Source organism: Micromonospora sp. WMMD998 (genome assembly GCF_029581235.1).
Classification (GTDB): Bacteria; Actinomycetota; Actinomycetes; order Mycobacteriales; family Micromonosporaceae; genus Micromonospora.
In genome coordinates this window covers 34,392-50,423 of sequence record NZ_CP120740.1, presented here as the reverse complement: position 1 = coordinate 50,423, position 16,032 = coordinate 34,392, and the positions used below count along the sequence as shown (strand labels likewise).

The 16,032-nt window shown below is 74.1% G+C and carries 15 protein-coding genes; 9 read left to right on the top strand and 6 right to left on the bottom strand.

What is annotated here, in order from left to right:
• Window positions 1–23 precede the first annotated feature (23 nt).
• Window positions 24–1,271: an adenylyltransferase/sulfurtransferase MoeZ gene (moeZ, locus tag O7619_RS00230; protein ID WP_282284898.1), complete on the top strand. Its 1,248-nt coding sequence runs from the start codon at window positions 24–26 to the stop codon at window positions 1,269–1,271.
• A gap of 111 nt (window positions 1,272–1,382) precedes the next feature.
• Window positions 1,383–2,450 (top strand): hypothetical protein, encoded by a 1,068-nt coding sequence (locus O7619_RS00225; RefSeq protein WP_282284897.1) that lies wholly within the window; start codon window positions 1,383–1,385, stop codon window positions 2,448–2,450.
• Between the two features lie 9 nt (window positions 2,451–2,459).
• Here the strand turns inward: O7619_RS00225 and O7619_RS00220 are convergent, their stop codons facing one another.
• Together O7619_RS00220 and proB are read right to left on the bottom strand one after the other, a co-directional pair.
• Window positions 2,460–3,701, bottom strand: coding sequence for a glutamate-5-semialdehyde dehydrogenase (locus O7619_RS00220; protein WP_282284896.1), 1,242 nt, complete (start codon window positions 3,699–3,701; stop codon window positions 2,460–2,462).
• Between the two features lie 73 nt (window positions 3,702–3,774).
• Window positions 3,775–4,884 (bottom strand): glutamate 5-kinase, encoded by a 1,110-nt coding sequence (proB, locus tag O7619_RS00215; RefSeq protein WP_282284895.1) that lies wholly within the window; start codon window positions 4,882–4,884, stop codon window positions 3,775–3,777.
• Between the two features lie 61 nt (window positions 4,885–4,945).
• Between proB and O7619_RS00210 the strand changes: the two genes are divergently transcribed.
• The 3 genes from O7619_RS00210 to O7619_RS00200 are packed head-to-tail and all read left to right on the top strand — an operon-like array spanning window position 4,946 to window position 8,170.
• Window positions 4,946–5,287, top strand: a complete 342-nt coding sequence (locus tag O7619_RS00210) for an MGMT family protein (protein ID WP_282284893.1) — start codon at window positions 4,946–4,948, stop codon at window positions 5,285–5,287.
• A 32-nt stretch (window positions 5,288–5,319) separates the two neighbouring features.
• A complete protein-coding gene (locus O7619_RS00205) occupies window positions 5,320–6,669 on the top strand; it encodes an MFS transporter (protein ID WP_282284892.1) in 1,350 nt (449 codons plus the stop codon).
• Between the two features lie 22 nt (window positions 6,670–6,691).
• Entirely contained in the window at window positions 6,692–8,170 is a 1,479-nt protein-coding gene (locus O7619_RS00200; protein WP_282284891.1) for an aminotransferase class V-fold PLP-dependent enzyme, read from the top strand.
• A gap of 48 nt (window positions 8,171–8,218) precedes the next feature.
• Here O7619_RS00200 and O7619_RS00195 read toward each other — a convergent pair whose 3' ends face one another.
• From O7619_RS00195 to O7619_RS00185, 3 genes are all read right to left on the bottom strand, one after another.
• On the bottom strand, window positions 8,219–9,166 hold the full coding sequence (locus tag O7619_RS00195; RefSeq protein ID WP_282284927.1) for a hypothetical protein: 948 nt from the start codon (window positions 9,164–9,166) through the stop codon (window positions 8,219–8,221).
• A 113-nt stretch (window positions 9,167–9,279) separates the two neighbouring features.
• Window positions 9,280–10,497, bottom strand: a complete 1,218-nt coding sequence (locus O7619_RS00190) for a hypothetical protein (protein WP_282284926.1) — start codon at window positions 10,495–10,497, stop codon at window positions 9,280–9,282.
• Entirely contained in the window at window positions 10,490–11,050 is a 561-nt protein-coding gene (locus tag O7619_RS00185) for a SigE family RNA polymerase sigma factor (RefSeq protein ID WP_282284924.1), read from the bottom strand. The genes O7619_RS00190 and O7619_RS00185 overlap by 8 nt, the downstream gene beginning before the upstream one ends.
• Before the next feature lie 137 nt (window positions 11,051–11,187).
• On the opposite strand from O7619_RS00185, the gene O7619_RS00180 reads away from it, so the two are divergent.
• Window positions 11,188–11,748, top strand: a complete 561-nt coding sequence (locus tag O7619_RS00180; RefSeq protein ID WP_282284922.1) for an NADH-quinone oxidoreductase subunit B — start codon at window positions 11,188–11,190, stop codon at window positions 11,746–11,748.
• A 32-nt stretch (window positions 11,749–11,780) separates the two neighbouring features.
• Entirely contained in the window at window positions 11,781–13,097 is a 1,317-nt protein-coding gene (locus O7619_RS00175) for a DUF2252 domain-containing protein (protein WP_282284921.1), read from the top strand.
• 9 nt (window positions 13,098–13,106) lie between these two features.
• On the opposite strand, the gene O7619_RS00170 is transcribed toward O7619_RS00175, so the two are convergent.
• Window positions 13,107–14,153, bottom strand: coding sequence for a glucose 1-dehydrogenase (locus tag O7619_RS00170; protein WP_282284920.1), 1,047 nt, complete (start codon window positions 14,151–14,153; stop codon window positions 13,107–13,109).
• Window positions 14,154–14,256: 103 nt separating this feature from the next.
• Here O7619_RS00170 and O7619_RS00165 point away from each other — a divergent pair, with 103 nt between their 5' ends.
• Together O7619_RS00165 and nuoH are read left to right on the top strand one after the other, a co-directional pair.
• Window positions 14,257–15,042, top strand: a complete 786-nt coding sequence (locus O7619_RS00165) for an NADH-quinone oxidoreductase subunit C (protein WP_282284919.1) — start codon at window positions 14,257–14,259, stop codon at window positions 15,040–15,042.
• Window positions 15,042–16,004: an NADH-quinone oxidoreductase subunit NuoH gene (gene nuoH, locus O7619_RS00160; protein WP_282284918.1), complete on the top strand. Its 963-nt coding sequence runs from the start codon at window positions 15,042–15,044 to the stop codon at window positions 16,002–16,004. Before O7619_RS00165 ends, nuoH begins: the two co-directional genes overlap by 1 nt.
• Window positions 16,005–16,032: the final 28 nt, after the last annotated feature.

Genomic DNA, 16,032 nt, shown 5'->3' with positions numbered 1-16,032 from the left:
GTTCGGGCCGGGTGTCCCTCGTCATGGCCGATCCCCGCCTTCGCGAGCGACAATGGCGCGGTCCCACCGCCGATCCCGGGGAGTTCACCGTGTCGTTACCCCCGCTCGTCGAACCCGCCGCCGAGCTGACCGTAGACGAGATCCGCCGCTACTCGCGCCACCTGATCATTCCGGACGTCGGGGTGGAGGGGCAGAAGCGGCTGAAGAACGCCCGGGTGCTCTGTGTCGGCGCCGGCGGTCTCGGCTCGCCCGCCCTGATGTACCTCGCCGCCGCCGGTGTCGGCACGCTCGGCATCATCGACTTCGACACCGTCGACGAGTCCAACCTCCAGCGCCAGATCATCCACGGCGTCTCCGACATCGGCCGGTCCAAGGCCGAGTCCGCCGCCGCCTCGATCCGCGAGATCAACCCGCTGGTCCACGTGGAGATCCACAACACCGCGCTGGACCGGGAGAACGTCAAGGACATCTTCTCCCGGTACGACCTGATCGTCGACGGCACCGACAACTTCGCCACCCGCTACATGGTCAACGACGCGGCCGTGCTGCTCGGCAAGCCGTACGTCTGGGGTTCGATCTACCGCTTCGACGGCCAGGCGTCGGTCTTCTGGGCCGAGCACGGCCCCTGCTACCGCTGCCTCTACCCGGAGCCGCCGCCGCCCGGCATGGTCCCGTCCTGCGCCGAGGGCGGCGTGCTCGGCGTGCTCTGCGCCTCCATCGGGTCGATCCAGGTCAACGAGGCGATCAAGTTGCTCGCCGGCATCGGTGAGCCGCTCGTCGGCCGGCTGATGGTCTACGACGCCCTGGAGATGAGCTACCGCAAGATCAAGGTCCGCAAGGACCCGAACTGCGCGCTCTGCGGCGAGAACCCCACGGTCACCGACCTGCTGGAAGACTACGAGGACTTCTGCGGCGCGGTCTCCGAGGAGGCGCAGGAGGCGGTGGTCGACTCCACCATCACCGCGCTTGAGCTCAAGGAGTGGCAGGACGCCGGCAAGGACATCTTCCTGGTCGACGTCCGCGAGCCGGCCGAGTACGAGATCGTCCGGATCCCCGGCTCGACGCTGATCCCCAAGGGCGAGATCATCTCGGGCGAGGCGCTGGCGAAGCTCCCGCAGGACCGGCAGATCGTGCTGCACTGCAAGTCCGGCGTCCGGTCGGCCGAGGCGCTCGCCGCGCTCAAGGCGGCCGGATTCAAGGACTCGGTGCACGTGCAGGGCGGCGTGCTTTCCTGGATCAAGCAGATCGACCCGTCGCTGCCCGCGTACTGACGTCGATGTGAGCGGAGGCCCTCCCGGCGCGCCGGGAGGGCCTCCGTCGTCCGCTGATTTCTGGCCGAGCTACCGAGGCGGAACCGCGTCCACGCAGGTAGCGTCACCGCCGTGGTCGATCTGGAAGCGGCGATCGGGTTCGTCGTGGCACACGGTGACACGGTGGAGCGCGCCCGCCTGTCCCGGTTGCGCTCCGGCACGCCGGCACCGCCGGACCTGCTCGACGCGGCGGAGTCCGGCCGACTCCCCGGCGGCGGCTGGCCCGCCGTGCTCGACGGCGACGTCGCCTCCGTCGACGCGACCTGCTTCCGCCTGTCCGAGTTGGACGACCTCGGCGCGCTGGGCCGCCCCGCCGCCCGGCACGCGCTGGACTGGCTGGCCGCCGGTCAACTCGCCGACGGCGGCTGGGACGAGCACCGCTCGCTGGCCGGGTTCGCGCCGGAATGGGCCACGCCCGGTGATCCCGAGGCCCGGTTCTACCTGACCGCCGGCGCCGGCTTCTGGCTCACCGTGGCCGGGCTGGACGCCCGCGCCGCCGGCCCGCTCGACCACCGGGTCGGCGGGGCGTACGCCGGGGTGGTGCAGGCGGCGGCCCACACGCTCGCCGCGCAGCTCGGGCCGGACGGGAGCTGGCCGTCGTTCCTGCCGGCCGGGTGGCTGGCCGCGGCCGTGCTGCACCGCCAGCGCATGTACGACCAGTCGGCCCGGATCCAGGCGGTGCTCGCCGACCGGATCCCGGAGATGTCCCCGGCCGACGTGGCCTGGCTCGCCGCCACCCTGCGACGGGTGGAGGTGGGCGAGGAGCAGTGGCTGCTGGTGTCCGCGCGGCGGCGGCTGGCCGAGACCCAGCGCAGCGACGGTGGCTGGGACAGCGACGACGGTCACCAGTTCGACGTGCACACCACGCTGCGCGCGATCCGGGCCTGCCGCCCGGATACGTTCGAGGCCCCGCTCTCCGGCGCGCCGTTCGTGCTGCCGAGCAGCATCGCGCCGCCCGCCCTGCCGGCCCCGCCGGCCTCGTCCGCGCTGCCGGCCCCGCCGGCCTCGCCCGTGCTGCCGGCCCCGCCCGTGCTGCCGGCCCCCCGCTCCGCCCCGCCGGCGGCCGGGGCCACCCGGCCCGGCCTGCCCCCGGGCGACCCACCCGCGCCGTCCACCGGGGACCCCCTCCAGATGGCATGAAACCGGCGGTCAGCGCAGGTGGCCGTCGCCGGTGACGACGTATTTCGTGCTGGTCAGCTCCGGCAGGCCCATCGGGCCGCGGGCGTGCAGCTTCTGGGTGGAGATGCCGATCTCCGCGCCGAACCCGAACTCGCTGCCGTCGGTGAACCGGGTCGACGCGTTGACCATGACCACGGCGGCGTCCACCCGGGCCACGAACTCCCGGGCCGCCCGCTGCGAGTCGGTGACGATCGTCTCGGTGTGGCCGGTGCCGTACCGCCTGATGTGCGCGACCGCCGCGTCGAGCGAGTCGACCACGGCGACCGAGATGTCGGCGCTGAGGTATTCGGTGCCGAAGTCCTCCTCGGTCGCCGGGACCACCGCGGCGGAGTGGGCGGCCACCTCGGCGCTGCCGTGCACGGTCACCCCGGCGTCGGCGAACGCGGCCAGCACGGCGGGCAGAAACACGTCCGCGACCGCCCGGTGGACCACCAGCGACTCGGCGGTGTTGCAGGTGGACAGGCGCTGGGTCTTGGCGTTCAGCGTGATCGCCAGCGCCTTGTCGAGGTCGGCGGCGGCGTCGACGTACACGTGGCAGTTGCCCACCCCGGTCTCGATCACCGGCACGGTCGACTCCTCGACCATGGCGCGGATCAGCGACGCGCCGCCGCGCGGGATCAACACGTCGACCAGGCCCCGGGCCCGCATCAGCTCCTTGACCGACTCGCGCGAGCCGGCGTCGACGAGCTGCATCGCGTCCGCCGGCAGGCCGGCCGCGACGACCGCGTCGCGCAGCACCGTGACCAGGGCGGCGTTGGAGTGCGCCGCCGAGGACGAGCCGCGCAGCAGCGCCGCGTTGCCGGACTTCAGGCAGATGCCGGCCGCGTCGACTGTCACGTTCGGCCGGCCCTCGTAGACGACGCCGACCACCCCGAACGGCACCCGCACCTGGCGCAGCTCCAGCCCGTTCGGCAGGGTGGAGCCGCGTACCACCTCACCGACCGGGTCGGGCAGCGCGGCCATCTCGCGCAGCGCGTCGGCGATGGCGGCCACCCGGCCCTCGTCGAGGGCGAGCCGGTCCAGCACGGCCGCGCTCAGCCCGGCGTCGCGCCCGGCCGCCAGGTCCGTCGCGTTCGCGGCCAGGATCTCCGGGGTACGCGCCACCAGCGCGTCGGCCATCGCGTGCAGCGCGGCGTCCTTGGTGGTACGGGTGGCCGCGGCCAGTGCCTCCGCCGCGTCCCGGGCCCGTCGGGCCTGCTCGACGACGCTCATGATGCGCTCTCCTTCACAGAGGTGTTAGGCGGGGGCCCTTCTTATGCAGAATGCGTTAAGAAGGGCCCCCGCCTTACAACAAAACGAGGTCGTCACGGTGGACTACCTCGCGTTCGTAGGCCGGGCCCAGCGCCGCGGCCAGCTCCGACGTCGAGCGGCCGAGCAGCCCGGGCAGCTCCACCGCGTCGTAGTTGACCAGGCCGCGGGCCACCGGCGCGCCGGCGGTGTCGACCAGGTCCACCGGGTCCCCGGCGGTGAACGCGCCGTCGACGGCGGTGATGCCGGCGGGCAGCAGCGACTTGCGCCGGCCCACCACGGCCTGCACCGCGCCCGGGTCGAGGTGCAGCCGGCCGCGGGGGGCGGTGGCGTGCGCCAGCCAGAACAGCCGGGCGGCGGGGCGCCGGCTGCTGGCGTGGAAGAACGTGCCGACCGCCGTGCCGGCCAGCGCGTCGGCGGCCAGCGGCGCGGCGGTGAGCACCACCGGGATGCCGAAGCCGGTGGCGATCCGCGCCGCCTCGACCTTGGTGACCATGCCGCCGGTGCCCACCCCGGCCCGGCCGGTCCCGCCGACGTCGACGCCGGCCAGGTCGCCCTCGCCGTGCACCTCGGTGATCCGGGTGCTGCCCGGGCGGGCCGGGTCGCCGGTCCAGAGCGCGTCCACGTCGGAGAGGAGCACCAGCAGGTCGGCGTCGACGAGCGCGGCGACGAGCGCGGCGAGGCGGTCGTTGTCGCCGAACCGGATCTCCTCGGTGGCCACCGTGTCGTTCTCGTTGACGATCGGCACCGCCCGCAGGTCGAGCAGCTTGCGCAGGGTCCGGTAGGCGTTGCGGTAGTGCGCCCGCCGGGTCACGTCGTCGACGGTGAGCAGCACCTGCCCGACGGTGCGCCCGTGCCGGGCGAACGCGGTCGCGTACCGGCCGATGAGCAGGCCCTGGCCGACGCTGGCGGCGGCCTGCTGGGTGGCCAGGTCGCGCGGGCGCCGGGGCAGCCGGAGCGGGGCGAGACCGGCGGCGATCGCGCCGGAGGAGACCAGCACCACCTCGCGCCCGGCGGCGACAAGCGCGCCGAGCGTGTCGACGAGCGCGTCGACCCGGGCGTCGTCCAGGCCGCCCGCGGTGGTGGTCAGCGAGGACGAACCGATCTTGACCACGATCCGGCGGGCCGAGGTGACTGCTTCGCGCACCCGACCATTCTGCGCGTTGCGGTCCGCGAGGCCATGCCGCGTTCCCATATCGTGGCAGCTCGTGACACCTGACGAGTACGTCGAAGCGGTGCTGGAGCTGGTCGAGCGGATCCCGCCGGGTCGCGTGATGTCGTACGGGGCGGTGGCCGACGCGCTGGCCGAGCGGTCCGGGCGGGCGTCGGCGCGGCTCGTCGGTTCGATCATGGCCCGGCACGGCGGCGGGGTGCCGTGGCACCGGGTGGTGAACGCGGCCGGCCGGCTCCCGCCGGGGCACGAACGGGAGGCCCGGGCCCGGCTGCGTGCCGAGGGGTGCCCGCTGCGGGGGGAACGGGTCGACCTGGCGGCGGCTGCCTGGTCACCCGGGGAGCCCGACGAGCCCGGGGAACTGGCGGCCGGGATGTGATCCCGGCCATAACGTGAGTAGCATTCGGCTCCATGACTGCTTCGGGCCTGCCCCGCCGGGTGCACCTCGGGTATGCGTCGGGCTCCCTGGTCACCGGCGCGTTCGGGACCGTGCCCGGGCTGCTCCTGCTGCCCTACCTGACCGACACGCTGGGGGTGGCGGCCGGCGTGGCCGCGCTGCTGGTGCTGCTGCCGAAGGCGTGGGACGTGCTCGTCAACCCGGTCGCCGGGCGGATCTCCGACCGGACCCGCTCCCGCTGGGGCGCCCGCCGGCCCTACCTGCTCGGCGGCGGGCTGGCCCTGGCGGCGCTGTTCGCCGCGATCTTCGCCGCGCCGTTCGCGACCGGTCCGGCCGCCGCCGCGTACGTGGCGCTCGCGTTCCTGGCCACCGCCACCGCGTTCGCGTTCTTCCAGGTGCCCTACGTGGCCATGCCGGCCGAGCTGACCGCCGACCCGGCGGAGCGTACCCGGCTGATGACCTGGCGGGTCGCGGTGCTGGCGCTGGCCATCCTGGTCTCCGGCGCGGTGGCCCCGGCGGTGGTCACCGCCGGCGGCGACGGCGTCCCCGGCCACCGGTGGATGGGCCTGTTCGTCGCGGCGCTGATCGTGGTGGGCGCGGTCGGCGCGTTCCTGGGCACCCGGTCCGCGCCGGCCGGGACGGTGGGGGAGAGCGAGCCGAGCCTGCGCGCCCAGCTCACCGTGGCCGGCCGCAACCGGCCGTTCCGGTTGCTGCTGGTCTGCTTCGTGATCCAGTCCGCCGGGGTGGCCACCGTGCTGGCCGGCGTGAAGTACTTCGCCGACCAGGTGCTGCGCGCGCCGGACAGCGGCCCGACGCTGCTGTTCGCCTGCTTCGTCGCGCCGGCCCTGCTGGTCATGCCGCTCTGGAGCCGGGCCGGCGCCCGGCTCGGCAAGCGCACGTCGCTCGTCGCCGCGTCGCTGCTCTTCGCGGCCGGCGCGCTCGCCCTGGTCGCCGCGCCCGCGCTGCCGGCCGCCGGGGTGTATGCGGTGGTCGCGCTGATCGGCGTCGGGTATGCCGGCCAGCAGGTCTTCGCGCTGGCCATGCTGCCGGACTGCATCGCGTACGACACCGCGCGCACCGGCCGCCGCCAGGCCGGCGTGTTCACCGGGCTGTGGACCGCCGGGGAGACGTTCGGCCTGGCCCTGGGCCCGGGCATCTACGGCCTGGTGCTCCAGCTCTCCGGCTACGTCTCCTCGTCGACCGGATCCGCCGCCGCCCAACCGGCCACCGCCCGGCTCGGTGTGCTGCTCGGCTTCACCGTCCTGCCGGCCCTGCTGGTGGCCGCCCCGGTGGCGCTGCTGCGCGGCTACACACTCACTCCGGCCCATCTGACCGCCACCGCCGCGCAGGCGGCGCGGGCGTGACCCGTCCCGAGAGGAACACCCGATGACCGACACCGCAGGGACGGGCGCGCTGCCCGAACGGGGGCTGCCCGCCGCGCGGGTGCTGGACGAGATCCGGGCCCTGCGGGCCACCGACCGCCCGACGCACGGCGGCCGGCTGTTCGCCTACGTCTACGACCCCGGCGTCGCCGGGCTGGACGAGCTGGCCCAGGCCGCGTACGCGGAGAGCGCGCACGTCAACGGTCTCGACCCGACCGCCTTCCCGTCGCTGCTGGCGATGGAGAACACACTCGTCGCCGCCGCCGCCCGGTTGCTCGGCGGCGGCCCCGGCACCGGCGCGCCGGACGTGGTCGGCAGCGTCACCGGCGGCGGCACCGAGTCGCTGCTGCTGGCGGTCAAGGCGGCCCGGGACGCCCGCCCCGGCCTGGCCGAGCCGCGGATCGTGGCACCGGCCAGCGCGCACGCCGCGTTCGCCAAGGCGGCCCACTACCTGCGGGTGAAACTGGACGCGGTGCCCGTCGACCCGGTGACGCTGCGCCCGGAGGTGGCCGCGATGGCCGCCGCGATCCGCCCGGAGACGGTGCTCGTGGTCGCGTCCGCCCCGTCGTACGCGCACGGGGTCGTCGACCCGGTGGCGGAGATCGCCGCCGTCGCGGCGGCGGCCGGGGTGCGGTGTCACGTGGACGCCTGCTTCGGCGGCTGGGCGCTGCCCTGGCTGCGCCGGCTCGGCGCGCCGGTGCCGTCGTTCGACTTCGCCGTGCCCGGGGTCACCTCGATCTCGGTGGACCTGCACAAGTACGCGTACGCGCCGAAGGGGGTGTCGGTGCTGCTGCACCGGGATCCCTCGTTGCGCGCCCCGCAGTTCTTCGCGTACGCCGACTGGCCCGGCTACACGATGGTCAACCCGGTGATCGCCTCGACCCGGTCCGGCGGCCCGATCGCCGCCGCCTACGCCACGCTGCGCCACCTCGGCGCGGACGGCTACCTGCGGCTGGCCGCGTCGACCCGGGACGCGGTCGCCGGGCTGGCCGACGCGGTGCGGGCGACCGAGGGCCTGCGGCTGATGGCCGAACCGGAGTCCACCGTGGTCTGCTTCACCGCCGACGACCCGAAGCTTGACCTGTTCGTGCTCGTCGACGAGCTGACCGCGCGCGGCTGGCACACCCAGCCCCAACTCCGGTACGCCGGCCTGCCGGCCAGCGTGCACCTCACGGTGACAGCCGTGGTGGCCCCCCGGGTGGCCGAGTTCTCCCCGGTGCTCGCCGACGCGGTCGCCGCGGCCCGGGCCGCCGGCCCGGTGACGCTGCCGCCGGACCTGCTGGCGCTGGCCGGCGGCCTCACCCCGGAGGCGCTCACCCCGGAGCTGGTGGCCGGCCTGGCCGGCGGGCTCGGCCTGGGCGACGGCACCGGTGTGCCGGAGCGGATGGCGGTGGTCAACACGCTGCTCGACGCCGCCCCGGCGGCGCTGCGGGAGCGGCTGCTGGCGGAGTTCGTCGGGCTGCTCCAGCGCCCGGCCTGGTGAACGGTGACGCCCGGCCGGCGCGCACGCGCGCCGGCCGGGCGAGAGACGTCAGCCCGCGTCCGCCGCCCGCACGGTGAACGAGGTGGTGTTGTCGGCCGGGTTCAGGTCGGACACCGGGATACCCGGGAAGTAGCGGGCGCCGATGGTGAACGAGCCGGTGCCCAGCGAACCGGCCGGGGTGCCGGCGGGGGCCCGGAGCACCACGTCGAACGTGCGCTCCTCACCGGGCAGGAACCGCCCGCCCGGAACGCCGAACGAGTCCGGGAAGCTCGGGTCCACCGGCGGGTCGGTGGTCCACACGACCACCCCCGGCGGCAGGTTCGCCGCCACCTCCAGGCCGTACGACGGGGCGTCGTTGCCGTAGCGGACGGTGACCGGCATCCGGCCCTCCAGGGTTCCGTCGGCCCGTGGGGTCAGCGTCACGTTCCCGCCCCGGATGCTCGCGTCCGGCCGGGTGGCCTGCCGGTAGCCGCGGGGGTGGCGGAGGCTGCCCGTGGTGGACCGGAACAGCGTCTGGAACCGGGCCGTGTCCGTGATCTCGGTGCCGTCCTCGGTCCAGGAGCCCACCGCGATCGAGCCGCCGCGTGCGGTCATCGGGTAGTCGCGCGCCGTGGTCCAGACGTGGAAGTTGAACCGGAGGGTCTTGGTGCCCGGCGTCGGAACCCCGTTGGCGGAGCAGTGCATGACCACCCGGTTGCGCTCCAGCCGATCCGGGAGGCAGGGGTTGTCCCCGGGCTCGACGCCGACGAACGAGGCGCCGGCGGGTTCGGTGATGAACAGCTCCACCCCGGGGTCGGTCGGGCTCGGGTTGGTGAGCGTCGCGGTCAGCGTCCCGACGTATCCCCGGTCGGTCGGCGTCAACACCAGGCGCCCGGCGCTGATGCTCGGGCCGTCGGCCGTCGTGCGGTCCGCCGCGGTGGCGGGGGCGGTCAGCGCGAGCAGGGCCGTGGGCCCGGCGAGCAGCGCGGTGGCGACCCGTGCCGTACGTGTGGTCATGGCAGTTCCTCCGTGATCCCCGTGGTGGGCGGCGGTGGTTCCGCCGCCCGACACCCGTTACACGTGCCGCCCGCTCGCCCGTTGCATCCAGATTTGTCGCTTAGGTGACAGATTCAACCGGCCGGGCGCAGCCTGGCCGAGTTGTCCTTCGGCTTCAGGTCGTCCCACCAGTGGTCCTGCGCGTCGTAGTGGATGACCCGCAGGGAGGCGTCACCGTCGGGAGCCGGCGTGTAGTGGAACGAGAACGTGTAGGTCCGCCGGGCGCCGGCCGCGAGGCCGTCCAGGACACAGGCGCCCGGACCGTCCGAGGGCACCTCGCGACACCGCTCCAGCACGCCGCCGGCCGGCTCGCCGACGTCGTAGAACCGGAACCCGGAGAAACCGAGCCGGGGTACGTCGACCGGGCCCCGGTTCGTCACCGTGGCGGTCACCGTGGCGACCCGGTCCCCGCTGGCGTCCGGCGTCGTGAGGACCATCTCGCCGAGGCTCAACGTGAGGTCCGTCGACCGGGTGTCCGGACCGAACCTGGTCGGTCCGGCCGTCTGGGTGAACTTTGCGCCGGCCCAGGTGAACGTCCGCCACTGGTGTCGTGGCTTCCACATCGGGGTGTCGCAGCAGGGCTGGATGTCGGCCACGTACGCCCGGACCGCGCCGTCGGCCCGCACCGAGAAGTCGGTGATGTCGTCCATGCCTTCGTGCGTGCCGACCACCCGGCCCAGTGTGACCACGCGCCCGTTCCGGTCCCGATCGAAGGCGAGCACCTGTTTCGCCGATGCCTCCCCGTAGCGGCAGCCCACCAGGGCGACCGTCTCGGTGGCGCCGTCGCCGTCGATGTCGCCGTACGCCGGGTCGCCGAGCAGCACCGGCACGGACTTCGTGATGGGATTCGGGCCCGGGTCGAGGCGCACGTCCCGGCTGGTGCAGGTCTTCGGCATCCACGCACCGACCCAGGTCGGCAGGTCGACGTCGGCCGACAGCAGTTGGGCCCGGCTGATCCGGCCGTCCGGCGCGGCCGGGGAGGCACTCGTCGCGCTCGGGCTCGCGGAGACGGCCGGCGGGGACGGCGAGGGGCCGGTCGCCGACGGGGTCGGCTCGGCGGTCAGCGCGGGCTCCGGCGGCGGCCCGCCGCGCCGGTGCAGGGCGCCGCTCGCGCCCACCGGGATCGCCACCGCGAGCACCACCGCCCCGGCGGTGAGCACCACGGCGCGCCGGCGCCGCCGGCGGACGGTCTGCCGGACCGCCGCCGTCCCGGCCGGCTCGACCACCGGGGCGTACGCCGCGCGGAAGGCGGCGAACTCGCCGCCCAGAAGCACCTCGTCGGGGTCAGTCATGACGGTTCACCTCGTTCGTGGGAGAGAGTTGGGCGGCCAACGCGGCCCGGCCCCGGTGCAGCCAGGACTTGACGGTGCCCTCCGGCACGCCTTCCTGCGCCGCGATCTGCGAGACGCTCAGGTCGGCCAGGTGGTGCAGCACCACGGCGCGGCGCTGGTTCGCGGGCAGCCGGCTCAGCGCGGCGGTCAACGCGACCCGGTCCGGCTCCGGCCCCGGCACGTGCTCCTCGCGCTGCCGGTGCAGCCAGGTCTGCGCCGTCCGCAACCGTCGCCAGCGGCTGGTGGCCAGATTCCAGGCCACCCGGCGTACCCAGGCCACCGGGTCGTCGTAGCGCGACACCCGGGACCAGCGGGCGAACGCCCGGCAGAACGCCTCCTGCACCAGGTCCTGCGCCTGCGACAGGTCGCCGCAGTAGGCGGTGAGCTGGATGGTCAGAGACCGGAAGTGGGCGTGGTACAGGTCGTCGAAGTCGACCGCCCGGTACCCGTCCGGCGGGCCTGTCGTTCCCTCCGGTGGCGGATCGTCGAGCCGTGGCCCCCTCGTCACCGTCATCTGTTCCTCCCCGTGAACGTGCCGCCGGCGCGGTCACACCTGTCACACGTACGGACGCCCACGTCGGTTGCGCGGGTTGACGCAGGGGCGCTGTGGTTGACTGTCGGTTCGGGGACGACAGCAGGGGGAGGCCCGAGGTGCAGTTGCCGGCCGTGCTCGGCGAGCCGATCCGGTTCGTGCTCAACTGGGGCCGCCGCTACTCGCTCTGGGTTTTCAACTTCGGCCTGGCCTGCTGCGCCATCGAGTTCATCGCGACGAGCATGGGCCGGCACGACTTCATGCGGCTCGGCGTGATCCCGTTCGCCCACGGCCCCCGACAGGCCGACCTCATGGTGGTGAGCGGCACGGTCACCGACAAGATGGCCCCGGCGATCAAGCGGCTCTACGACCAGATGCCCGAACCGAAGTACGTGATCTCGTTCGGCGCCTGCTCCAACTGCGGCGGTCCCTACTGGGACTCCTACTCGGTCACCAAGGGGGTCGACCAGCTCATCCCGGTCGATGTCTACGTGCCCGGCTGCCCACCGCGCCCGGAGGCGCTGCTGCACGGCATCCTCCGCCTCCAGGAGAAGATCGCCGCCGAGGGGTCAGGCGTCGGCGGCGTCCCCCGCCCGGACCGGCTCGCCTCCCCGGCGGACGTGGTCGCCCGGCCGGTCGAGGCGCTGACCGCGCCCCCGGTGCGCCCGCCGGCCGACTGAGCCGGTGGCGGGGCGGCGCTAGCCTGCGGACCATGACCGACTCCCCGGAGAAGCGTTCCGCCTTCATCGTCGACGTGCTGACTGAGGAGTTCGGCGCGTCCATGGCGGTCGACCCGGCGGCGTTCCGCCGGAAGTTCCGCAAGATGGCCGCCTCGCCGTTCGCGTTCTACCGCGGCAGCGCGTCGCTGTTCTACGCCGACCAGCGCGGCGACTTCGCCAGCGACCGGTACCTCGACGGCCGGACAAGTCGGGTGTGGATGCACGGCGACCTGCACGCGGAGAACTTCGGCACCTACATGAACGCCTCCGGCCGGCTCGTGTTCAACGTCAACGACTTCGACGAGGCGTACGTCGGGCCGTTCACCTGGGATTTGAAGCGCTTCGCCGCCAGCGTCGCCCTGCTCGGCTACGCCAAGGCGCTCTCCGACCGGGTGATCGGTGAGCTGGTGACCGGCTTCGCCCGGTCGTACCTGGCCGAGCTGCGGGCGATCGCCGCCGGCGGGGACGACGCGATCGGCTCGATCACGCTGGAGAACGCCGACGGGGTGCTGCGCCGGGTGCTCCAACAGGCCCGACTGAGCACCCGGGTGGACCTGCTCGCCGCCCAGACCACTGTCGACAACTACGAGCGCCGGTTCTCCCTCGGCGACGGTGTGCACGAGATCGACGCGGCCACGCGCGAGCAGGTCTGCGCCGCGTTCGCCGACTACCTCGACACGCTGCCCGAGTCGACCACCCGGCACCGCCCGCTGGCAGCCGGCATCAAGGACGTGGTGCTGCGCAAGGGCGTCGGCATCGGCTCGGCCGGGCTGCCGTCGTACAACCTCCTGCTGGAGGGGCACACCGAGGCGCTGGAGAACGACGTCGTCATCTACATGAAGCAGGCCCAGGTGCCGGCCGTGGCGCGGCACATCGACGACGAGCGGGTCCGGTCGTATTTCCGGCACCAGGGGCACCGCACCGCCGAGTCGCAGCGGGCGTTGCAGGCGCACGCCGACCCGTGGCTGGGCTTCACCGAGCTGGACGGCGTGGGCCAGCTCGTCGCGGAGGTCTCCCCGTACGCGGCGGACCTCGACTGGGCCGACGTCAACGAGCCCGAGGACCTGGCCGGGGTGCTCACCGACCTGGGCCGGGCGGTGGCCCGGATGCACTCGGTGGCCGACGACGAGTCCAGCCACGACCTGGTCGACTACTCCACCGAGGAGTCGATCGTGGCGGCGGTGGACGCCGACGCCGAGGGCTTCGTCGGCTACCTGGTCGACTTCGCGCACCGTTACGGGATCCGGGCCCGCGAGGACCACCAGCTCTTCGTGGACCTGTTCCGCAACGGCCGGCTGCCCGGCATCTGAGCGCCCGGCTCAATGCGTGAAGTCCAGCACCACCTTGATGTCCTCGCCGGTCGAGGCGTACGCCTCCCGGTACGCCGAGACGGGCACCCGGCGGGTGACGAGGGAGGTCAGCCACGACTGGTCGGCCCGGGCGAGCGCCTCGGCGGCCAGCTCCCAGTGCCGGCGGCCGGCGTTCACCGAGCCGAACACCACGTTGTTCTCCAGCACCAGCTCCCGGTTGAGCGCGCCCGCGTCGAAGTTGATCGTCCGGCCGCCGCTGGAGACACCGGTCAGACAGACGATGCCGTTCGGGGCGGCCTTGCACATCGCGTCCAGCACCACCGGGGGCGCGCCGGTGCACTCGACCACCACGTCGGGTTGCAGGTCCAGCTCGGCGACCGTCGAGGTGTGGTAGGTCGCGCCGAGCGCGCGGACCAGGTCCGGCTTCGGGCCGGTCGTGGCGCGGTCCAGCACGTGCACGGACAGCTCGCGCTGGCTGGCAAGCAACGCGGCCAGCAGGCCGATCGGCCCGGCGCCGGTGATCAGCGCGGTCTTCGGCTTCCACTCGGCCCGGCGGCCGATCCGCTCGATGTGGTCCCACGCCTTCGCCACCACGCTCGTCGGCTCCAGCAGCATGCCCACCGACTCCAGCGCCGGGTTCAGCCCGACGGCGAACTTGGGTTGCAGCCGCCAGCGATCCCGGGCGAAACCGGGCAGCCCCTTGATGCCGTGCTCGGTGTACCGCCCGTTGCGGCACATGTCCCACTCGTCCACCGCGCAGTTGGCGCAGGGGACCGGGTCGGGGCGACGGACCACGCCGGCCACCAGGTCGCCGGGGTGCAACGTGCCGGTCGGGTCCTCCAGCACCCGGCCCAGCGACTCGTGCCCGAGCACCAGCCGCTCCTGGCCCGGCGGCGCCTCCCCGTACTCCCCGGAGATGATCTCCTGGTCGGTGCCGCAGACGCCCACCGCCAGCGCCTCGACCAGGATCGCGCCCTCCTCGGGCGGCGGTTCGGGCCAGTCCTCGGTGAGGCGTAGCGAGTCGGGGACACCAGGGGTCACAGTCACAGCACGCACGAGCCTCATCTTTCCCCGCCGGCCGCCCACCCGCTCGGCAACGCGGGGATCCGGGCCCGGACGGCCCGACCCGGGCCGGAGCCGCCGGCCATAGGATCAGCGCATGACTCCGGAAGAGGTCGGCCGTCGGTTGGTCGCGCTGCTCGCGCCCGTCGAGGCCGCCGCGTCGGTCTCCGGTGGTCAGGGGTACGCCCGCGCCACCATCGACGTACCCCCGGCGAGCTGGGCGGACGCGGTGCGCGCGGTGCGCGACGACGCCGAGCTGGGATGTGACTTCCTGGACTGGCTGTCGGCGGTGGACGAGCTGGCCGACGGCTTCGACGTGGTCGCGCACCTCTGGTCGGTCCGGCACCGGCACGGGCTGCTGCTGCGGACCCGGGTGCCCCGCGACACGCCCGTCGTCGTGTCCGTGGTCGACGTCTTCCCGGGGGCGGCCTGGCACGAGCGGGAGACCCACGAGATGTTCGGGATCGACTTCGCCGGGCACGGCGAGTTGCGACCGCTGCTGCTGCCGCCGGAGTTCGAGGGGCACCCGCTGCGCAAGGAGTTCGTGCTCGCCTCGCGGGTGGCCAAGCCGTGGCCCGGCGCGAAGGAGCCGGGCGAGTCCGAGGCGGGCGGCGGGCGGCGGCCGATCCGACCGCCGGGCGTGCCCGCGCCGGGGGAGTGGGGGACGACGCCCACGCCGGCCGGGGCGGCCGGGGCGGGCGAGGGCCCGCGCGGCGGTACGCCGGCCCGCCCGGCCCGCGAGCGCCCGGCCCGCCCGGCACCGGGAGCGCGTCCGGCCCGCCCGCCCCGTTCGGAGTCGGGGGCGGGCCCGCACCCGGAGCCCGAGCCGGGCTCGCGCCCGGAGCCGGGCTCGCCGCGGGAGCCCGAGGCGGGGGAGGGCTGATGCCGGACTGGGTGGAGCTGGTCCTGCGTGTCGCCGGCGTGCTCGTCGCGTTCCTCACCCTGCCGCTGGTCGTCGGGCAGGCCGAACACAAGGTGATGGCCCACATGCAGGGCCGGCTCGGGCCGATGTACGCGGGCGGCTTCCACGGCTGGGCGCAGCTCGTCGCCGACGGGATCAAGTTCGTCCAGAAGGAGGACGTCACCCCGCGCGAGGCGGACCGGCAGGTGTTCCGGCTGGCTCCGGCCGTGGCGCTGGTGCCCTATCTGCTGGTGCTGCTGGTCATCCCGCTCGGCCCGGGTGACCTGGTCGCCCAGCCGCTCGACATCGGCCTGTTCTTCGTGCTCGCGGTGGTGGGCATCGGGGTGCTGGCGGTGCTCATGTCGGCCTGGGCGTCGGCGAACAAATACAGCCTGCTCGGCGGGCTGCGCGGCGCGGCCCAGCTACTCGGGTACGAGCTGCCGCTGGTGCTGGCCGCCGCGTCGGTGGCGATGGCGGCGGGCACGCTCAGCCTGAGCGGCATCGTCGAGGCGTGGCGCCCGTGGTGGCTCCTCTGGCAGGCGCCCGCCATGGTGATCTTCTTCGTGGCCGGGTTGGCCGAGATCCGCCGCCCGCCGTTCGACATGCCGGTGGCCGACTCCGAGCTGGTCTTCGGCTACATGACCGAATACACCGGCCTGCGCTTCGCGTTCTTCCTGCTCGCCGAGTACGTGGGCATCGTGGTGATCGCGGCGTTGACCACGGTGCTGTTCCTCGGCGGCTGGCAGGGCCCGTTCGCCGACGCGCAGCTCGGCTGGCTGTGGACGCTGCTCAAGGTGTTCGCCGTGGCGTTCGTGATCATCTGGCTTCGGGTGAGTTATCCCCGGCTGCGCGAGGACCAGCTCCAGCGCCTCTGCTGGCTGGTGCTGGTCCCCCTGGCCCTGGCCCAGTTGGTGCTCACCGTCGCCGTCCGCCTTGCGGTGTAAGGCGGGGCCCCCTTTTAACGTTTCCGGT